Here is a 17,600-nt window from a genome sequence, read left to right as displayed (position 1 = left end):
AATCCGCGCGGACGGGTCAGGCCGAGATCCTCGAAACCCACGCGGGTTGCCCGTCGACCAGGCCCAGCTCGAACTCCTCGGGAGCGTCGAGCACGGCGCCTAACCGGCACAGCGCTTGATCCGCCGAGATCTCCGCGGGAAAGCGAATGTATTCGAGTGTGGCGCCGGATATCCGGGCCCGGAATCGGTACCGGAATTCGACCTGACCCGCGTAGGTCAGCGCGATGCGGCCCTGCCAGTCGATGTCGTGCCTGCCGTCGGCGCGCCGGGTGAAGAACACTTCCTGGTCGGCGACCGAATCATGGCCGAGAAGATAGATGTTGAACGCCAGGCATTCGACGTCGTCGGCATGCGCCAAGGGGAGCGGATCGACCGTGAGGCGCTGCGGCTGCGGAGATCTCAGCAGGAAAGGACGGCCGGGCGCCGCGGCGCGCAGCCCGGTGGCGTCGTCCTCGCCCCAGTACGTGGACGACAGCGTGCAGCTGCGGTAGTTCTGCCAGACGATCGGCGACAGCCAGCTCTCGCCGTCCTCCTCGTCGTCATCGGGATCGCGTTCGGCGTTGTATGCCGCGGACCGCAGATGCAGATCGAACCACAGGCCGCCAGCCTGGTCCATGCGGCCGGTCCACGCGAACTCTTCGATCGCGTGCCCTTCCGGCCACGGATTTCCCGGGAACACAATTCTCCCGGCGGGCGAAATACGCACCAGGTCGGTCCTTTCCATGCCGACACACCCTAGCGACCGACGCCGACAAACTCGACACGCCAGAACCGGGAACCCGCCCCGGCTGGTTGGGCCTCAGGCGTTGGCAGGCGCCTGCTCCGGTTGGCCCGCGGGCGGCTCGTCCACGGTCCGCTTCGGCCCGGTGAACCAGGTCCGGGCCGACACCAGCCACCAGATGCCGATCGCACCCACCACGACGACCAGGGTGATCGGCGCGTAATTCACGGTATTCCAGGTGAAGTCGCCGTGCCACGGATATCCGCGGGCGTCGGTGGGCAGGATGAACAGGATGCTGATCAGCGTGATCCAGATCAGCGCGACCACACCGATGGGGCGGTACCACTTCCCCAGTTGCCATGGACCGGTGCGGAATCGAGCGCCGTGGCGTTGCCGCAACAGGATCGGAATGCCATAGGCGATGTAGAGCCCGATGGTCGCGACCGACGTGGCCGCGGCGTAGGCGGTCGGCGCGTTCGCGGCGGGTACCAGCATCGACGGAATCAGCAGAACGAAGGCGAAGAACGAGATGAACAGCACCGCGTGCACCGGTACCTTCCGCGCGGAAAGCCTCGACCAGAATTTCGAACCCGGCACCGCGCCGTCGCGCGCGAACGCGAACAGCATCCGGGAAGCCGAGGTCACGGAGGCGTACCCACAGAACAATTGCGCGACCGCCGCGATGATCAGCAGCAGACCCGACCAGAACCCGCTCAGGGAGTTCTCCAGGATGTAGATCACGGGGTACCCGCTGTTCTGCTCCGGATCCAGCGCGTCGTCGAGATCCGGAATGGCGAACGTCACCGCCATGATGAGCAGATAACCGGCGATCGCCGACACGATGATCGTGTTGATGATCCCTTTGGCCGCCATCCGGGACGCGTCGTGCGTCTCCTCCGACATGTGCGCCGAAGCGTCGTAACCGGTGAACGTGTACTGCGCGTGCAGCAGGCCGAGCAGGAAGCTGAACGCGACGCCGCCGAATCCGATCGCGCTGTTGTCGACTGTTTCGGTGAAGACCCATCCGGCGCTCTGATGGTGTTGCGCGCCGAACCCGAGTACGACGACGAAGATCGCCACACCCACGACGTGCCACCACGCGGACACGTTGTTGATCACCGCCGACAGATGCGGGCCGAGCACGTTCGATACCGCGTGCAAGACCAGAATGGCGGCGAAGACGAGAAAGATCGCGGTGCGGTCGGTGCCGATGTCGATGCCGACGACGTTCAGCACGACTGTGGTGAAGATGGCCGCGCCGTAGTCGATCGCCGCGGTGACCGCGATCTGTCCGATCAGGTTGAACCATCCGGTGAACCAGCCCCACACCGGTCCGCCCAGCTCGGACGCCCACCAGTACAGCCCGCCCGAGGTGGGGTACGCGGAGGCCAATTCCGCCATGGCGAGCCCCACGAACAGCACCATGATCGAGACCAATGGCCAACCCCAGGCCATGGTGATCGGGCCGCCGTTGGCCAAACCGATGCCGTAGCTGGCCAGTCCACCGGTGAGGATGGACACGATCGTGAAACTGATGGCGAAATTGGAGAAACCCGACCAGGATCTGGCCAGTTCTTGTTTGTAACCCAGTTCGGCGAGCCGGCGTTCGTCGTCGGAAGGGGATCGGGTTTCGGTCATGTGGTGCTCCCGGGTGAAAACGCTGCCCTCATACCGCGTTTGTCAGAAGAACAGTGTGGAGTACCGATCGGTCGGCCGCAGGGCAACCGGCAAAGTCGCGAAACGGCGGCCCCGGCACCCGCCCAGCGTGGGCCGAACGTAGCGTGATGACCATGAGCGAGCGACTGGTGGTCATCGGTGGCGACGCGACGGGGATGTCGGCCGCCTCGCAGGCGCGGCGGATGCGGGACGTGAGCGCGCTGGAGATCGTCGTTTTCGAACGCGGCGGGTTCACCTCCTACTCGGCCTGCGGCATTCCGTACTGGGTCGGCGGCCGAGTCGCCGAGCGCGACGCTCTGGTCGCCCGCACACCCGCGGAACACCGCGCCCGCGATATCGACCTGCGGCTGCACACCCCGGTCACCGAGATCGACCTCGACGCGACCAGAGTGCGCTATCGCGACCGAGAAACCGGCGACCAGGCATGGATGCCCTACGACCACTTGGTGATCGCCACCGGAGCTCGCCCGATCCGCCCACCGCTGCCGGGCATCGACGCTTACGGTGTGCACGGCGTGCAGACCCTCGACGACGGGCAGGCGCTGCTCGAGACGCTGGAGCGGGCGCGTGGCAAGCGCGCCGTCGTGGTCGGGGCGGGCTACATCGGCGTGGAGATGGCGGAAGCGCTGATCCGCCGCGGCTACGACGTCACGATGGTCAACCGCGGTCCCGAGCCGATGTCCACGCTCGACCCGGACATGGGCGCCCTGGTCCGCGACGCCATGCGCGGGATGGGCATCGAGGTGGTCGGCGACGCGGAGGTGTCCGAGCTGCGGACCGGCGACGACGGTCGGATCGCCGCGGTCGTCACCGACACCGCGGAATACCCGGCGGACGTCGTGGTGCTCGGCATCGGCGTGCGCCCGGAGACGGAGCTGGCGCGTGCCGCCGGTCTGCCGCTGGGGCAGCACGGCGGGCTGCGGACCGATCTCGCCATGCGGGTGCGCGGGCACGAGAACATCTGGGCGGGCGGCGATTGCGTCGAGGTGCTGGATCTGGTCTCGGGCCGCGAACGCCACATCCCGCTGGGCACCCACGCCAACAAGCACGGTCAGATCATCGGGGCGAACATCGGCGGGGGATACGCGGTGTTCCCGGGAGTTGTCGGCACGGCGGTGAGCAAGGTGTGCGAGCTGGAGGTGGCCCGAACGGGTCTGCGCGAGAAAGACGCTCGGTCAGCGGGCTTGCAATATGTGACCGTCACCGTCGAATCCACCAATCGCGCGGGTTACTACCCTGACGCGGAGCCGATGACGGTGAAGATGCTCGCCGAGCGTTTCACCGGCCGGCTACTCGGTGTCCAGATCGTGGGACGCGAGGGCGCGGGCAAACGCGTCGACATCGCGGCCGTCGCGCTGACCGCCCGGATGACCGTCGAGCAGATGATGATGCTCGACCTCGGGTACGCGCCACCGTTCTCTCCCGTGTGGGATCCGGTGCTGGTGGCCTCGCGCAAGGCCGTCACCGCCGTCCGCGAACGCGGGTAGGGGCCTCAGGCGCCGAAGAACTCCAGCAGCTCGGTCTTGCCGAACATGACGGCGGCCGCGCGGGCCGACGGGGTGCCCGCGTCCGGGTCGGCGCCCGCCGCGGCGAGCTGTTTCACGATCTCGGTCTCGCCCTTGAAAACCGCCCCCGCCAGCGGGGTTTGGCCTTTGTCGTTGGCGCGGTTCGGATCGGCCGAGCGCTCGAGTAGTGCTGTGACCGCATCGGCGTGCCCGTGGTAGGCGGCGAGCATGAGCAGCGTGTCTCCGGCGTCGTTGGTGAGGTTGACCGGTACGCCCGCGTCCACATAGGTGGCCAAGCTCGCGGCGTCTCCGGCCCGTGCGAAGTCGAACACCTTGGTGGCCAGCTCGAGCAGTTCCGGATCGATCTCGTCAGCGCTCATCCGCTCACTCCTATCATGGGCCGCGCGAGAGTCAGCGCGTGGCCGTGGACTTTCCCAGTTGTTCCCGCACTATGCGCAGATCGGCGACGAAGGCTTCGTAGGCCGCGGTGCGATCGGGCGCGCGCAGCACCGAGGACGGATGCACAGTGGCGATCACGCGGAACTTCTCCGCCTCGACGACCTCGCCGCGGCGTTCGCTGACCTTGAACGAAGGGCCCAGCACCGCCTGGGCGGCGATCGCGCCCAGACACACCACCAAACGCGGACGCAGCAGGCCGAGCTCGGCGTCCAGCCATGCCGAGCAGGCGACCACTTCGGTACGTCCGGGTTGTTTGTGGATTCGCCGCTTGCCGCGCTCGACGAACTTGAAGTGCTTCACCGCGTTCGTCAGGTAGGCCGCGTCGCGGTCGATGCCGACCTCCGCCAGCGCCCGGTCGAGCAAGCGTCCGGCGGGACCGACGAACGGCTGACCCACGACGTCCTCCTGATCGCCGGGCTGTTCACCGATCAGCACCACGTCCGCGTTCTCGGGTCCGGCGCCGAACACCGTCTGCGTGGCGCTGCGGTAGAGATCGCACCCGTGACAGTCACAGGCGGCCTGCCGCAACCGCGCCAGATCCGCGTCCTCGGGTACGAACCTCGCGGCGCCGGGCGCCTTCATCGGACCGAGCCTCCCGCCTCGCCTGGGGCTGCGACCGCCATTCGCCGACCTCCTTCGGCACTCGTGCTGGTGGCGGCTTACCCGTTTGCGGCGTCCTCACGCGACAGGCGCGAAACTCTCAACCACGTGGTGAACGAGCGGACATCGGTCGGTATAGTCGCCGCGGATGAGTAGTGTCACCGCCACCGCCGAAACGCCGATGTCCCAGAACCGTCGACTCGGGCGTGTATTGCGGCTGGCACCGGTTCTCTCGGTCGCCTTCTCCGCGTTCTGCCTCCTGAAACCGGTCTGGCCGTTCGAGAAGATCACCGGCGGGTTCATCGACCTGCAGGTGTATCGACTGGGTGTGGACGCTATGCGGCACGGCGCCGACATGTACGGTCAACTGCCGCAGACCACCATCGGTGCGGGCCTGCCGTTCATCTACCCGCCGTTCGCCGCGCTCGCGCTGGGTCCCTTCGCGATGCTGCCCTGGGACGTGGCGGCACTGAGTTTCTTCGTTTCCTCGGTAGCGGCGCTCGGCCTCACTCTCTATCTGGTCGCCAGGCGGGTATGGCCCGAGGAGTCGCAGCGGCGACTGGCGGTCTGGGCCACCGCGTGCGCGACTCCGTTGGGCCTGCTGCTGGAGCCGATCCACTCCACGTTGGATTTCGGTCAAGTCAACCTGCTGCTGATGGCCCTGGTCGCCGCCGATTGCCTCACCCACAAACCGCGGTGGCCCCGGGGCATGCTGATCGGCATAGCCGCCGCCATCAAGCTGACACCCGCGGCTTTCGTGCTCTACTTCCTGGTCCGCCGGGACTACCGCGCGGCCGCGACCGCGGCGGTCACCGGCGCGGCCGCGACGGCAGCGGGTTTCGCGATCCTGCCGAAGGAGTCCGTCAAGTATTGGTTCGGCGGACTCGGCAACGTCTCCGGGCTGAGCGGCTCCGCGTTCCATACCAACCAGTCGATTCAGGCGATGTTCGCCCGGTTCGAGGTGCCCGAGCCCGCGTTCACCGTGATCTGGCTGGTTCTCGGCGCTCTCCTGCTCGCGCTTGTCGTCACCACGATGCGCAGGGCTGCCGACCTGCCCGCGCTGGCACTGGCCATCAACGCCGTCTTCACCCTGCTGGTGTCGCCCATCTCCTGGTCGCATCACTGGGTGTGGATCGCGCCCGCCTTGTTCGCCGTCGTGGGCCACGCGACCCGTCTGCCCGGCAGGCGGGCAATCGGTTGGTGGATGACGTTCGCGGCGACGGCGGCGGTGTTCGTCATCGGCCCGCACAACTGGTTGCCCGACGGTGAGCACCGCGAGTCCGCGTGGACGCCTTGGCAGCACTTCATCGGCAACACCTACGTCTGGTTCAGCGTGGTGCTGGTCGTGCTGTTCCTGATCACCAGCAGGAGGTCGGCCCCGCGGCAAGCCGATCAAGCGCACGAGCAGTCCGTCCGCACCCCGGACCCAGCGACCTCAGCGCTGACCGCGCGCTGAAGCACGGCCGCGTGGCGGTGACATGCCGCCCCTTCACCCCATACCGGGTGCGGACGGTGCGGTGAAAAGGAAGCTCTTCTCCTCGACCCGCGTTTTGATACGCCACTGACCGTCTACACGGACGAACGTGTCCAGGTACCACAGTCCGCACAGCATCATCGTGGGCGGTCCGTCGCCGCCGGACACCACCATCGGGTTGTGGCACATCGTCCGCCCCGTAGCCGTGTCACCGTCGATCGTGATGGACGAGTTGCTGATCAGATGTTGGAACGCCGGGAAGTTCGGCAGGATGGCCGCGAGGAACTGCTTCGTCGCGGCGAGATCGCCCACCGAGCCACCCATGGCCGAGTAGTCGATGTGTGCGTCGGGTGTGAAAACCTCGTCCAGCAGGTCCCACTGCCGAGTGTCGACCGCGTGCGAATACCGCACCATCAGGTCTTCGATCTCGAGTCGATCCGAAATCTCCTGCAACGACAGCATGCCTGCCTCCGATGAGCGTCGATCCCCGGGGTAGATGCCACCAGGATTCGGCGTGCGAGGCAAGGTCCCTGCGGGTTATGCCCGATGCGGCAGAATGTTCAGTACCAGTGTGAGGCCCGCCACGATGCTCACACACGCCACCAGGGTGGTGAACGCCGATTGCGTGATCGTGGCGATGCCGGTCGAAAACGCAAGGCACGTGGCTAAAGCGAGCGCGCCGGTTCCCGGTTCCACACCGGCGATGCGGGTTGGTCGGTAATCCGTCATAGCTATGTGATACCCAGCGGGGGCCGTTACGAAACCGTGATAGACAGTCGGTTTTCGCGACCGGCGTGTTTGCAGGTCATCGAGCCGAACAAGGTCGGTTCGAGTCACGACTGTCACAGCGTGGATTCTTCTGGCCGAGGACGGCATGTGCTCGCCTGCGCCCTTTCCGCGCCGCCTGCCGTCTCTCGAATCTTCTTCTGGGCGCGGGGGGCAGGCGTACAGTACGTACGTACGGTTTGCTGCAGGTTTTCGGAGGGCACATGTGGGATCCCCAGCAGTACCTCGCGTTCGGCGACCACCGGTCCCGCCCATTCTTCGACCTCGTGGCCAGGGTCACGACGGCCGAGCCCCGGGTGGTGGTCGACTTGGGTTGCGGCCCCGGGCATCTCACCGCGGTCCTCGCGCGGCGCTGGCCCGGCGCGATCGTGCGCGCACTCGACTCCTCCCCGGAGATGGTCGCGGCCGCGCAGGAGCGCGGCATCGATGCGACGCTCGGGGCGGTGCAGGAATGGCGGCCGAGCGCGCAGGCCGATGTCGTCGTCTGCAACGCCGTCCTCCACTGGGTGCCCGGGCACTCCGGCCTGCTCGCCGAGTGGATGCGGCAGCTCCCCGCGGGCGCGTTCCTGGCCGTGCAGGTGCCCGGGAACTTCGACGCGGCCTCCCACCGCGCGATCCGTCAAGTGGCCGCACGCGAGGAATGGCGCGACAGCCTCGAACGAGCGGGCATCCTCGATCCGGGTGCGGTGCTCGATCCCGCGGGCTACGCCGACGTGCTCGCCGCGGCGGGTGGAGCCGTCGACGCCTGGGAGACGACCTACCTCCAGCGCTTGACCGGGGACGACCCGGTGCTCGAGTGGGTCACCGGCACCGCGCTGCGACCCGTGCGCGATGCGCTCGACGACGCGCAGTGGCGGGAGTTCACCGCGCAACTGGCCCCCCTGCTGCGCAGCGCCTATCCTCGGCGGCCCGACGGCGCCACCTGGCTGCCGTTCCGGCGAGTGTTCGCCGTGGCCCGCAAGCGGTAGCGCTCGGTCGCCGGGCGGACAACGGCCGGACAACCAGGTGTCCGCCGCCGGAATTCGGACTGGTCGCCGCGGTGGCCAAGCGGAGGGAGCGGCTGGTGTCGCCGGCCGCTCGCCGAAGTGTCATAGGGGTCGCTCGTGCGCCGTCGCCAACAGCCGGTTGACGCGGCTGCGCAGTTCGCCGGTGACGGCGGGCACACCGATCGACGGGAGTTCGGCGGCCACCTTGGCGGCCAGAACTCGCAGCTTGGTGTTGGTTTCCTGGGATCGCACCCGCAGCATGGTGAATGCTTCGTCGGCATCGAGTCCATAGACCAGCATCACCGCGCCCTTGGCCTGCTCGATCACCGCCCGCGCGGCCACCGGGTCGAGATCGCCCGTCGCCGTCGTAGCTCACACCCACGCACTACCCGTCCGTGGCGATCTGACACCGCATTCGCGGCGGAACGATTCGTGCAGCGCATGTCCTCGGCCGCGCAGGAGGGTTGACGCGAGCCGCCGAGATCGCGATACTTCGAACGTCATAGCGATTGCGTATAACTTGTCCTGCGGAAACGCGACGGAGACAGATCAATGACGATCCATACGGCAGTCGAAGCATTTCTCCTGGCTCAGGTGGAGGACCCCGTCCCCGAAGCTCCCCCGAACGCGGACAAAATACTCCAGCTGTTCCGATATTTCACCTGGTTCGTGATTCTCTCCGGCGTAGCCGGCATCACCTACGCGGGAGGGAAATTCGCGTGGGAGAAGTGGAACGGTGGGCCACTCGCCTCGGCGAAGATGGTCGCGGGCGGCATGCTCGGCGGTGTCATCGCCACCAGTGCGGGCACGATCATGAACGCGCTGATCGGTTGAGCCGCACGGCGGGCGTGGTGGAGCCGGACGTGGCCGTGCTTCGTCCGGGCTAGTCGCTGACCTCCAGTTCGACCAATTGAGCTGGTGTGAACGATTTCTCGCGCCGGTCGGTCTCCACGCCGAAGACCGCGACGACGAGGTCGCCGCCCGGCTGGACCACTCCCGCTTGCGTGAGCGTGCCGTAACCGACGACGGATTCGCCGATGTGATCGGCGAGTTCCGCAGCGGGTACTCGAATCGTCCTGCGCATAAGGCACCTCTATCGAGTCTCGGTGTCACGGTCTGCGGTGTCACTCTGGTAGGACTCGATCCTAGTCCGGGAGAACAGACGAAGTATCTCTCTCTTGCCGCCGGCCCCTCGCCCGGTGACCGGATCGCGGCGAACTCCGCCGTCGAAGCGGAATTTCCTGCGTCATAACGATTTACCGACCCCGGCTCGACCGGTTCGTGACCAGGGTGAGCGCGTGAGCGACCTTGGCCTGGAAGTGCGGGCAATCGCGGAAATCCTCAGCCGCGCAGTCGAGAGCGTGGGTGATGGTGTCCAGCGCCGCGGTGGCCTGGGCGATCCGGCGAACGAGCTGGTCGCGGTGCGCGCGCAGCAGATCGCGGCGAGCGGCCCGGTCGGATGCCTCGGCGAACAGGACGGCGAGATCCTCGAGCGACAAACCGACCTGCTTGCCGAGCAGGATCATCGCCACCGTCTCCGCGTCGTCGTCGCGATAACGCCGTCGGCCCGCGCTGTCCCGGCGCGGCGCGAGCAGTCCGACATCCTCCCAGTGCCGCAGCACGTGAGCGGCCAGGCCGAAGCGCGCCGCGAGCTCACCGATCGAGATGTCGCCGCCCGTCATGCTCGCACTCTAGGCGGGGGCGCGGGCGATGAGCCGCGCGTACAGCCCGATCGGATGACGCCGGGGACGCACCGGCTCCCGCCGCACCGTCGCCGCCTCGAACGATCGGCGCAATGCGTCGAGAGCCGCGGCCGCGCGCACGAAGCGGAAGTCGTAGATCGCCACGACGCCGCCGGGACGCAGCACGCGCGCCAGCTCCGCGATCGCGCGGTCGGGCTCCGGCCACTCGTGCATGCTCAGGCTCGAGACGATCAGATCGAAACTGTCGTCGGGGTAGGGGAGCGCGCCTACGTCGCCGACCTGCAGCTCGGCCGCGCTTGCCGCCAGTGTCGCCTCGGCGAGATCGATCATGTGCGGTGACAGGTCCACGCCGTGAAGCCGCAGATCCGGTCGGCGATCGCGCACGTGGGCCAGTAACTTTCCCGGCCCGGTCCCGACGTCGAGCACCCACGCGCCCGGTCGCGCTGCCCCGTCGATGTCGGCGGCGATCCGGCGGTACAAACCCCCGAGCAGGCGTGTGGCCCGCTTGTCGTAGCCAAGGCTCTGCTTTTCTCCGAAGGCGGTCATGACTTCCTCTCCTCGTGGTGCGCTCAGCTTGCGAGTTGAGGTCGACCTGAAGTCAAGAGTTGTCTTCGCCGCTGTGGCGGGATCCTGGGCCGGGCACAGTTCGAAGCGGCCGCCGTCAGATCCGATTCGGGGCGACGGCCGCTCGAATAAGGTGGTCAGGGCTGTTTCGGGTACTTCTGGTCCAGCCACTGCGCGAACGTCGGACCGGCGATGATCGCATCGGGCCCAGCCAGAAGAGCGCCACCGGCTTGCAATTGGTGATCCGGGTCGGCGGTGTCGACGATCTCTTGCACACGAGCCGGTTCCCCCCGTCGCGCAGCCACTTCGGCGACGGCCGTGGCGAGCTCGAATTCTTCCGGCCCCGCGATGTCGACCGCGTCGGGCGCGTCCTCGGAAACGGCCAGTTCGGCCAGCCGTTCGGCGACCGTGCGGGCGGCGACGAGCTGAGCCCGGTACTTCGGCACGTATGCGGTGTCACCGCGCGTGGTCCAGTCGAGCATCATTTCGGTGAATTCGTGGAACTGAGCCGCGCGCAGGATTCGCACGGGTACCGGGCCTTCGCGGTAGGCGTTCTCCTGGGCCAGTTTCCCCGCGTAGTGCCCGGCGGTGAAACGATCTATGCCGATTATGGAGACCACAACGATCCGACGGACTCCGGCGGTAGCCGCCGAGTGCTGCACATTCCGCGCAACGGTGCGGAAGAAGTCGGTCACCACCTCGGTTTCGGTGGTCGTCGCGTTGACCGCGTCCACCACGACATGTACGCCGGCCAGCGCCTGGGCCAAACCGTCTCCGGTGTAGACGTCCACGCCTGCCGACCGGCTGATGGCCACGACATCGTGGCCTTGGTTCTTCAGCACGTCGATCACGTCCCGGCCGATCCGCCCGCTTGCGCCGATCACTGCGATTCGCATCGCGACCTCCTCTATCTCACTGGTCCGGTGAGTAGACGAAGCGGCCACGTCCGGTGTGACACGACGAGTTCGCGTCACAGCTCCCGCCGCATCGGTCGATCCACGTTGCGGCGGCAACTGCTCGGCTCTGCTTCCCTACGTCGACCCGAGCGCGACTCGGCGGCATGCCCGGCACACCGCGGGCCGCCGGCACTCGGAGGGGGAATTCGAAGGACACGTGCGGCCGGCGTCAACGCGGTGCGGCCGCACAGCAGGTGTCAGATGCACCAGATGACACTTCCGAGGGGGAAGCACAGCACGGCCGAGCCGAACGAGCCGGTTACCGGCGTCGCCGCATCCGACGGCGTCGCTTCGGCGGAAGCGGCGGGAGCCGCGAGGAAGCCGAAGGACAGGGCCATCGCGCTCGCTGCGAAAATTTTGGTGAATTTGGTGGACATTGCGAATCCTTTGACTCGAGTGGAATTTAACTTTGACTCACGAATTTCATCGTTCACCCACAAGGCGGTGAGCGCCAGGCAAAGAAACGTTAAGTTCCCCGGTGTCGCATAACGGCAAGGTCACCACTGGTGCTTTTTTCGGGGCAGCGGCATCGAATTCAGCCGGAAAACATACCGGAAGAATTCCTAAGACCCGGGCAGTGTCCGTATTGCGCAGTTCATGAGCCGCTCGATGATCTTCGCACAATCGAGACCGGATTTTGCGCAGGACAGCGGCGTGCCACATAGGAACCGGCGACGGTCCCCTACGACGGCGCCGCCGGGCCCGCTCAGACGGACAAGTCGGCGGCGGTCTGTAACGGTGATCGTTACGCGGCGAGTCGCCTCCCGGATGCCTCGGCTCTTCGATAGGCGCGGTGCCTCGCCCGAGTCTCGCGCGGGTGTGGTGCCTCTACGCTTCCCACTGGAGGTGAGTTCTCGCCGGAATTCGGGCACCAGCGCGACTTTAAACTGAGGCAATGGTGCAGCCAACGCCCTGGCAGTCGAACGAGACTGGAGACAGCCGGTCCACTCAGACGAACGGGGCGAAGAGCAGCGTCGTGCCGGCCAACTTGCGGTCGATTCAGGCCGCGCTGCGCGGCTATTGGGGCTACGTATGGGCCGCGGTCGGCAGCCTCGCCACGCTCATATTGCTGTTCCAGCCGTGGATGACCGCCGCGGGCGCTGACGGCAGGGTCAGCACCAACGCGTTCGGCCGGATGCAGTTCACCACGCGGTTCTTGAACGTCTGGTCGCAGTCGGCCCCGCCCGCCGCGAAAATCACGGGTTTCTGGGCACTACTGGCCTGTGCGGCTATCACGATCACGATCTTGGTGGTCGTGATCAATCTGCGCCTCCGCATCGATGCGCTCAGTCGGCTGGCGACGCTGTCCACGTTGGCAGCCGCGCTGTTGGTGGTGTTCACCGTGCTGTATGTCAACAGCAAGGGCGGTGAGCTGAAGGCGATGGTCGGACGCCGTTCGGACCTGGGTGGACACATCGGATCGTTGATGAACTGGGCGTTCGGCAACGGCAGACTCGTCGTGCCGGGTGTCGGGCAAGTCGCCTACACGTCCGCGGGTCTCACGCCTTGGGCGCTGCTGGCCGGCGTGACCTCGCTCGGTTCGGCCGTCGCCGCCCTCACCCAGTGGATCCGGAACAGATCGGGCAATCTCTTCCGCCTGTCGTGGCGCATCCAGGTGGTCGCGCCGAAGCGGCCTGCCGATCCCGACGACGCGGCCTGACCGTCGGACGCGGCGGAGTAGACTCGCCCGAATCATTGGATGAGTACGTGGTCCGAGGCGGTATCGCATGGTCGGCACGGAGGTACTCATAGTCGGCGCGGGTCCGGTCGGGCTGACCGCCGCGATCGAGTTGGCCCGGCGCGGTGTCGCCTGCCGAATAGTGGACGCGCTGCCCGAACCGCCCCGATACGCGAAGGCGGTGGGAATCCAGCCGCGAACGTTGGAAGTTTTCGAAGGTCTGGGCGTGTTGCGCCGGATACTCGACGCTTCGATCCAGTTGCACGGCCAGAGGGTGTACGTGAACGGCGACGAGGTGGCCAGGACAGAACTCACGGTGCCCGCCGACGTGCCCTACGCGTTCATCGGGTTACCGCAATACGTGACCGAGCGAATTCTGCGGGAGCGCTTGGCGGAAACGGGCGTCCGGATCGAACGCGCCACCGAGCTCACGACCTTCCAACAGGACGACAGTGGCGTGCGTGTCGTACTCGCCACGGCGGACGGCGAGCGCACCGTCGACACGCAATTCCTCATCGGGTGCGACGGCGCACACAGCATCGTTCGCAAGACATTGGGCCTGTCGTTCGAGGGCGCGGCGTTCGCCGAGCAGTACATGCTCGGCGATGTCGAACTCGACTGGTCGCTGCCGCACGGCTACGGCATCCGGTCGACGCATCGGACCGAGGGCGTCACCGACGACCTGCTGGTGTGCATACCGCTGCCGGGACGCGGCCGGTATCGCGTGTCGATGCTGGTACCCGACGAACTCGCCATCGCGGCGACGACCGACCGGGATGGGCTCGGGCAACGTTTCGGAAGTGGGCCCGCCCCGCAGCTGCGACATATCCAAGCGGTTCTCGATCGCCTCGCCCCGGAGCCGGTCACCGCGTCGCGCCTGCGATGGTCGTCGGTCTTCCGCATCAGTCACCGGATAGTCGACTCGTATGCGCGCGGAAGAGTTTTCGTCGCAGGCGACGCCGCGCACATTCATCCGCCCACGGGGGCGCAAGGGATGAACACCGGTATCCAGGACGCACACAACCTCGCGTGGAAGCTCGCGCTGGCGGTCAGCGGCGACAGTGCGCCGCAGCTGCCCGCCAGTTACGACGCCGAACGCAGGCCGGTCGGCAAAGAGGTGGTCGGTAGAACCGTGCGCAGCGCCAGGGAGGGCATCGGGGCCGGGGAATCGGATCCGGATCTCGTCATCCGGCGTGAGGCGCAACTGCTGATCGACTACGGCGACAGCCCGATCGTCGTGCGTGCGGCCGACGGTTCGCAGGGCCCGCGAGCAGGAGTTCGCGCCCCTGATGCCACTGGCTTGACCCGCGGCGCGGTCACCTTTCCGATCCGCCTGTTCTCCTTGCTCGGGCGGACCGACCACACGCTCCTTCTCTATGCCGGCGACAGCACCCGGACCGAGATCGGGAGCATGGAGGAGCTTGCCGGGGCGGCACGCCGCAGGGCGCACCGGCAGCTGGATGTGTACCTCATCGCCGCGCCCGGCGCCCAGGTCGACGAGACGCTGTTGCCGGTTGTCCGCGACCGTGACGGCGCCTTCGCGAGGGGCTACGGCGCCACCGACGGAGCCGTCTACGTCGTGCGTCCCGACGGGTATCTCGGCTACGTGGGGCACGGGGCCGCGCCGGTGGATCTGACCAGGTATCTCAGCTCGACTTTTCGCTGACGACCGCCGCGTCCAGTGCGCGCCCGTGCGATCCTCTCGCTCTTGCGCAGGACCGACCTGATCGGGTACCCCGGATACAGGAGGTGTTCGATGTCGTCCGCACCCCGGTCCTCGACGCGAACAGAGGAAGTCATCGTGCCGTCGGAACGCGCCCGACTGGCGGGGGTACTGGCCGTCCCACCGGAGCGCACCGCCTTGATCGCCTTCGCGCACGGCAGCGGCAGCGGCAGGCGCAGTCCGCGAAACCGGTTCGTCGCCGAGGTCCTGAACAGGGCGGGGTTCGCGACGATGCTGGTCGACCTGCTGACCGTCGATGAGGAGGGTGACCGCGCTCGCGTCTTCGACATTCCGCTGCTCGCAGGACGCCTTGTCGAGGTGACCCACTGGCTACGGACGCGGCCGGACCTCAGCGGCCTGCCCACCGGATACTTCGGGGCCAGCACCGGCGCGGGCGCCGCGCTGTGGGCGGCGACCGAACCGGGGACCGAGATCGCCGCGGTCGTCTCCCGCGGCGGGCGGCCGGACTTGGCGGGTCCGCGATTGGGATCGGTTCGCGCACCGACGCTGCTCATCGTGGGAGGTGACGACCGGTGGGTACTGGAAGTCAACCGAGAAGCCCAGTTGCGGATGCCCTGTCCGAGTGAACTCGACATCGTCCCTGGCGCGACCCATCTCTTCGAGGAGCCCGGTGCGCTCGGACAAGTCGCCGACCTGGCCACACAGTGGTTCCAGCGCCATCTCACCGTCGTGCGGCACTGAACACCACCGGCAGGTCGTCGGCTCGGGGAACGACGCGGGTGCCGAAGCCCCGGCTGATATCCGCGATCTTCTCGCACAGCCAGCGGGATTCGCTGCGCGGAGCCCATTCCAGGCGCATGTGCCGCACCCGCAGCGGGATCAGCCGGACCTCCGTCGAGCCGCGATCGATGGACACCAGATACAGCGGATGCAGATCGGCGTGGTACCGCTCGTGGCCGCGAATGCCTTCGTAGTCGTCGATGACGTCGCCGCATCCGTAGAGGACCGGTTTGCCGCGGTAGATCTCGATCGGACGCGGATGATGTGCGGAGTGCCCGTGCACCACGTCGATTCCGGCGTCGATCAAGCGATGCGCGAACTGCGTTTCGGTGCGCGCGACCGCATAGCCCCAGTTCGGCCCCCAGTGCACGGAAACGATGCCGATATCGTCGTCGCGCTTGTAGGCGGACACCTCGTTCGCGACTTCCTCGGCCGCCGCGACGCCCGGGGAATAACCCACACGCCACACTCCCGGCCGATGGCGCCGTGCCGACCACACTGCCGGAACCCCGCTCGAGCCGGCGGCGACCGAGACGATCACCGCGCGGCGCCCGTCGCCGAGTTCCACTATGGCGGGGGTGCGCGCGGCCTGCAGGTCGGCACCGGCGCCGGCTCGGCCGATGCCCGCGTTGTCGAGCGCTTCGAGGGTGTCGGCCATCCCGGGGATTCCGAAATCGAGTACGTGATTGTTCGCCAGCGCGCAGACGACCGGTGCGATCACGGTCAACGCGGGCATATTGTCCGGGTGCATCCGGTAGTGGATACCTTTCGCGGCAGCGAACGCACCGTCGGCGGTGATCGTAGTCTCCAAGTTGAGCAACCGCACCTCGGGGTCGATCTGGGCGAGGATGGGCAGCACATCACCCCACAGCTGCCGGAAATCGACCGGGTGGGCGAAGGCGCCGTACGCGCGTTCGGCCAGCTCGACGTAAGTCCGCGCATCGTGGACATATCGTTCGCGCAGCCTCGGATCGCCGGGATGCGGCAGGATCTGGTCCACGCCCCGACCCAGCATGACGTCGCCGCCCAGCAGCACCGTCGTCATATGACCATTGTCGGCCATCGCAGTGCCGATGTGAACGCGGTGGTCGTCGAGTTCCGGCGCACGGTTCGATCGGGTCAGCGTGGCCGGGCGGCTGACCTGCTCGACATCGAGCGCAGTTGTTGCGGGTCGTCGGCGTAGACGGTGGCGATGATGTTCGCCCGCGCGGCGAGATCACGGGTGAGGTCGCGAATCTCGTCCGAGGCTTCCGGGTCGGCGGCGATCCCGGCCAGCAGATCGCGGGTGTGGATCGCCGTTGCCTGGGCGCAGCGCCGCAGGCGGGCTTTCGCCACGGTATCGAGCGCGGCCGGAGTGAGGTAGCGCTGCACGTGCTCGCCGCGGTCGGTGATCTGGTTGACTACCGATTCGGTCGCCGCGTCGGTGAGCCATCGTTCCGCGTCGGCCGTGATCTCGAAGACGAGATCGTGGTCGCGGATGTCGGTGGGGTTCGCGGAGGTGGTCAACAAGGCCATGCTCGCTCGCCCGATCGCGAGGAACCCGCTCATCGCATGGGCGAGCAGGACATTCGGGCTCGCTGTCGGCAACTGGTGTAGACGTTTCCCGACGACGGTGACCCAGCACGCGAGGTGTTCGGCAGCGGTGTCGATCGACGTCGCAGTCGGCATAGCGCGACCATACGCCGTTACTCCGGCGAGACATACGAAGAAACGCTGAAAGTTCGCCGGGTGTCGCGGATCATCGCCGTGGATAGGTTGGGGCGCGGCTTGGAGCGCTTGTCGCGCCGCGGCCATGAGGTCGTATGCGCCATGTCCGGAGGGCGTCGCCCCGGCCGCGTCCACGGGGGGATGACATTCACCGCGCCGCTCGGGGGCGGTTAACTGCGATTGTGCTCGCAACCATCGCTCAGAAGGATCGGAGCCGTTGTCGCAAGAGCGCGTTGCACGTGCGTCGGGCACGAGTTCCGTCGGAGGGCGGCATCCGGCCACGCTTGCTGCGCCACGGAAGCGGGCGCGTGACTCCCTGT

At 67.2% G+C, this 17,600-nt stretch carries 20 protein-coding genes and 1 pseudogene; 7 read left to right on the top strand and 14 right to left on the bottom strand.

The features are described 5' to 3' along the window. Nucleotides 1–16 precede the first annotated feature (16 nt). Entirely contained in the window at nt 17–724 is a 708-nt protein-coding gene (locus M8859_RS05610) for a hypothetical protein (protein WP_159925872.1), read from the bottom strand. A gap of 75 nt (nt 725–799) precedes the next feature. Next, a complete protein-coding gene (locus M8859_RS05605) occupies nt 800–2,359 on the bottom strand; it encodes an amino acid permease (RefSeq protein ID WP_159925870.1) in 1,560 nt (519 codons plus the stop codon). Between the two features lie 152 nt (nt 2,360–2,511). On the opposite strand from M8859_RS05605, the gene M8859_RS05600 reads away from it, so the two are divergent. Continuing rightward, nucleotides 2,512–3,885, top strand: a complete 1,374-nt coding sequence (locus tag M8859_RS05600; protein ID WP_159925868.1) for an FAD-dependent oxidoreductase — start codon at nt 2,512–2,514, stop codon at nt 3,883–3,885. A gap of 5 nt (nt 3,886–3,890) precedes the next feature. Here the strand turns inward: M8859_RS05600 and M8859_RS05595 are convergent, their stop codons facing one another. Together M8859_RS05595 and M8859_RS05590 are read right to left on the bottom strand one after the other, a co-directional pair. After that, nucleotides 3,891–4,283 (bottom strand): ankyrin repeat domain-containing protein, encoded by a 393-nt coding sequence (locus M8859_RS05595; RefSeq protein ID WP_159925866.1) that lies wholly within the window; start codon nt 4,281–4,283, stop codon nt 3,891–3,893. 31 nt (nt 4,284–4,314) lie between these two features. Further along, nucleotides 4,315–4,944, bottom strand: a complete 630-nt coding sequence (locus M8859_RS05590; protein WP_159925864.1) for a UdgX family uracil-DNA binding protein — start codon at nt 4,942–4,944, stop codon at nt 4,315–4,317. Between the two features lie 166 nt (nt 4,945–5,110). On the opposite strand from M8859_RS05590, the gene M8859_RS05585 reads away from it, so the two are divergent. Further along, nucleotides 5,111–6,418 carry a glycosyltransferase 87 family protein gene (locus M8859_RS05585; protein WP_249643953.1) on the top strand — a complete coding sequence of 436 codons (1,308 nt, stop codon included), beginning with the start codon at nt 5,111–5,113 and terminating at the stop codon, nt 6,416–6,418. A 33-nt stretch (nt 6,419–6,451) separates the two neighbouring features. Here M8859_RS05585 and M8859_RS05580 read toward each other — a convergent pair whose 3' ends face one another. Together M8859_RS05580 and M8859_RS05575 are read right to left on the bottom strand one after the other, a co-directional pair. Continuing rightward, complete coding sequence (locus M8859_RS05580; RefSeq protein WP_159925852.1) at nt 6,452–6,898, bottom strand: nuclear transport factor 2 family protein; 447 nt, start codon at nt 6,896–6,898, stop codon at nt 6,452–6,454. Nucleotides 6,899–6,973: 75 nt separating this feature from the next. Further along, nucleotides 6,974–7,165, bottom strand: a complete 192-nt coding sequence (locus M8859_RS05575) for a hypothetical protein (RefSeq protein WP_236565511.1) — start codon at nt 7,163–7,165, stop codon at nt 6,974–6,976. 260 nt (nt 7,166–7,425) lie between these two features. On the opposite strand from M8859_RS05575, the gene M8859_RS05570 reads away from it, so the two are divergent. Continuing rightward, the gene (locus tag M8859_RS05570) at nt 7,426–8,190 is read left to right on the top strand and encodes a trans-aconitate 2-methyltransferase (RefSeq protein ID WP_249643952.1); all 765 of its coding nucleotides are present in this window, start codon (nt 7,426–7,428) and stop codon (nt 8,188–8,190) included. 120 nt (nt 8,191–8,310) lie between these two features. Here the strand turns inward: M8859_RS05570 and M8859_RS05565 are convergent, their stop codons facing one another. Beyond that, nucleotides 8,311–8,550 (bottom strand): ANTAR domain-containing protein, encoded by a 240-nt coding sequence (locus tag M8859_RS05565; protein ID WP_249643951.1) that lies wholly within the window; start codon nt 8,548–8,550, stop codon nt 8,311–8,313. A 210-nt stretch (nt 8,551–8,760) separates the two neighbouring features. On the opposite strand from M8859_RS05565, the gene M8859_RS05560 reads away from it, so the two are divergent. Next, nucleotides 8,761–9,042: a hypothetical protein gene (locus tag M8859_RS05560; protein ID WP_159925848.1), complete on the top strand. Its 282-nt coding sequence runs from the start codon at nt 8,761–8,763 to the stop codon at nt 9,040–9,042. 49 nt (nt 9,043–9,091) lie between these two features. Here the strand turns inward: M8859_RS05560 and M8859_RS05555 are convergent, their stop codons facing one another. The 5 genes from M8859_RS05555 to M8859_RS05535 all read right to left on the bottom strand — a co-directional run bounded on the left by M8859_RS05555 (nt 9,092) and on the right by M8859_RS05535 (nt 11,808). Beyond that, nucleotides 9,092–9,292, bottom strand: coding sequence for a hypothetical protein (locus M8859_RS05555; protein ID WP_159925846.1), 201 nt, complete (start codon nt 9,290–9,292; stop codon nt 9,092–9,094). A gap of 172 nt (nt 9,293–9,464) precedes the next feature. Beyond that, complete coding sequence (locus tag M8859_RS05550) at nt 9,465–9,890, bottom strand: MerR family transcriptional regulator (RefSeq protein WP_159925844.1); 426 nt, start codon at nt 9,888–9,890, stop codon at nt 9,465–9,467. 9 nt (nt 9,891–9,899) lie between these two features. Further along, the gene (locus M8859_RS05545) at nt 9,900–10,457 is read right to left on the bottom strand and encodes a class I SAM-dependent methyltransferase (protein ID WP_159925842.1); all 558 of its coding nucleotides are present in this window, start codon (nt 10,455–10,457) and stop codon (nt 9,900–9,902) included. Nucleotides 10,458–10,612: 155 nt separating this feature from the next. Next, nucleotides 10,613–11,371 carry an SDR family oxidoreductase gene (locus M8859_RS05540; protein WP_195139338.1) on the bottom strand — a complete coding sequence of 253 codons (759 nt, stop codon included), beginning with the start codon at nt 11,369–11,371 and terminating at the stop codon, nt 10,613–10,615. Nucleotides 11,372–11,628: 257 nt separating this feature from the next. Further along, nucleotides 11,629–11,808, bottom strand: coding sequence for a hypothetical protein (locus M8859_RS05535; RefSeq protein WP_159925840.1), 180 nt, complete (start codon nt 11,806–11,808; stop codon nt 11,629–11,631). Between the two features lie 599 nt (nt 11,809–12,407). Here M8859_RS05535 and M8859_RS05530 point away from each other — a divergent pair. The 3 genes and pseudogenes from M8859_RS05530 to M8859_RS05520 all read left to right on the top strand — a co-directional run. Further along, the gene (locus M8859_RS05530) at nt 12,408–13,091 is read left to right on the top strand and encodes a hypothetical protein (RefSeq protein WP_249643950.1); all 684 of its coding nucleotides are present in this window, start codon (nt 12,408–12,410) and stop codon (nt 13,089–13,091) included. Between the two features lie 67 nt (nt 13,092–13,158). After that, complete coding sequence (locus tag M8859_RS05525) at nt 13,159–14,775, top strand: FAD-dependent monooxygenase (protein WP_249643949.1); 1,617 nt, start codon at nt 13,159–13,161, stop codon at nt 14,773–14,775. A gap of 87 nt (nt 14,776–14,862) precedes the next feature. Beyond that, a pseudogene (locus tag M8859_RS05520) lies at nt 14,863–15,534 on the top strand (dienelactone hydrolase family protein); the annotation flags it as partial. Here the strand turns inward: M8859_RS05520 and M8859_RS05515 are convergent. Beyond that, nucleotides 15,515–16,636: a CapA family protein gene (locus M8859_RS05515; protein ID WP_249643948.1), complete on the bottom strand. Its 1,122-nt coding sequence runs from the start codon at nt 16,634–16,636 to the stop codon at nt 15,515–15,517. The pseudogene M8859_RS05520 and the gene M8859_RS05515 overlap by 20 nt on opposite strands. A 56-nt stretch (nt 16,637–16,692) precedes the next feature. Beyond that, nucleotides 16,693–17,241 carry a hypothetical protein gene (locus M8859_RS05510; RefSeq protein ID WP_159925830.1) on the bottom strand — a complete coding sequence of 183 codons (549 nt, stop codon included), beginning with the start codon at nt 17,239–17,241 and terminating at the stop codon, nt 16,693–16,695. Nucleotides 17,242–17,600: the final 359 nt, after the last annotated feature.

Source organism: Nocardia sputi, from assembly GCF_023501985.1.
This window is presented reverse-complemented; position numbering and strand designations above follow the sequence as displayed.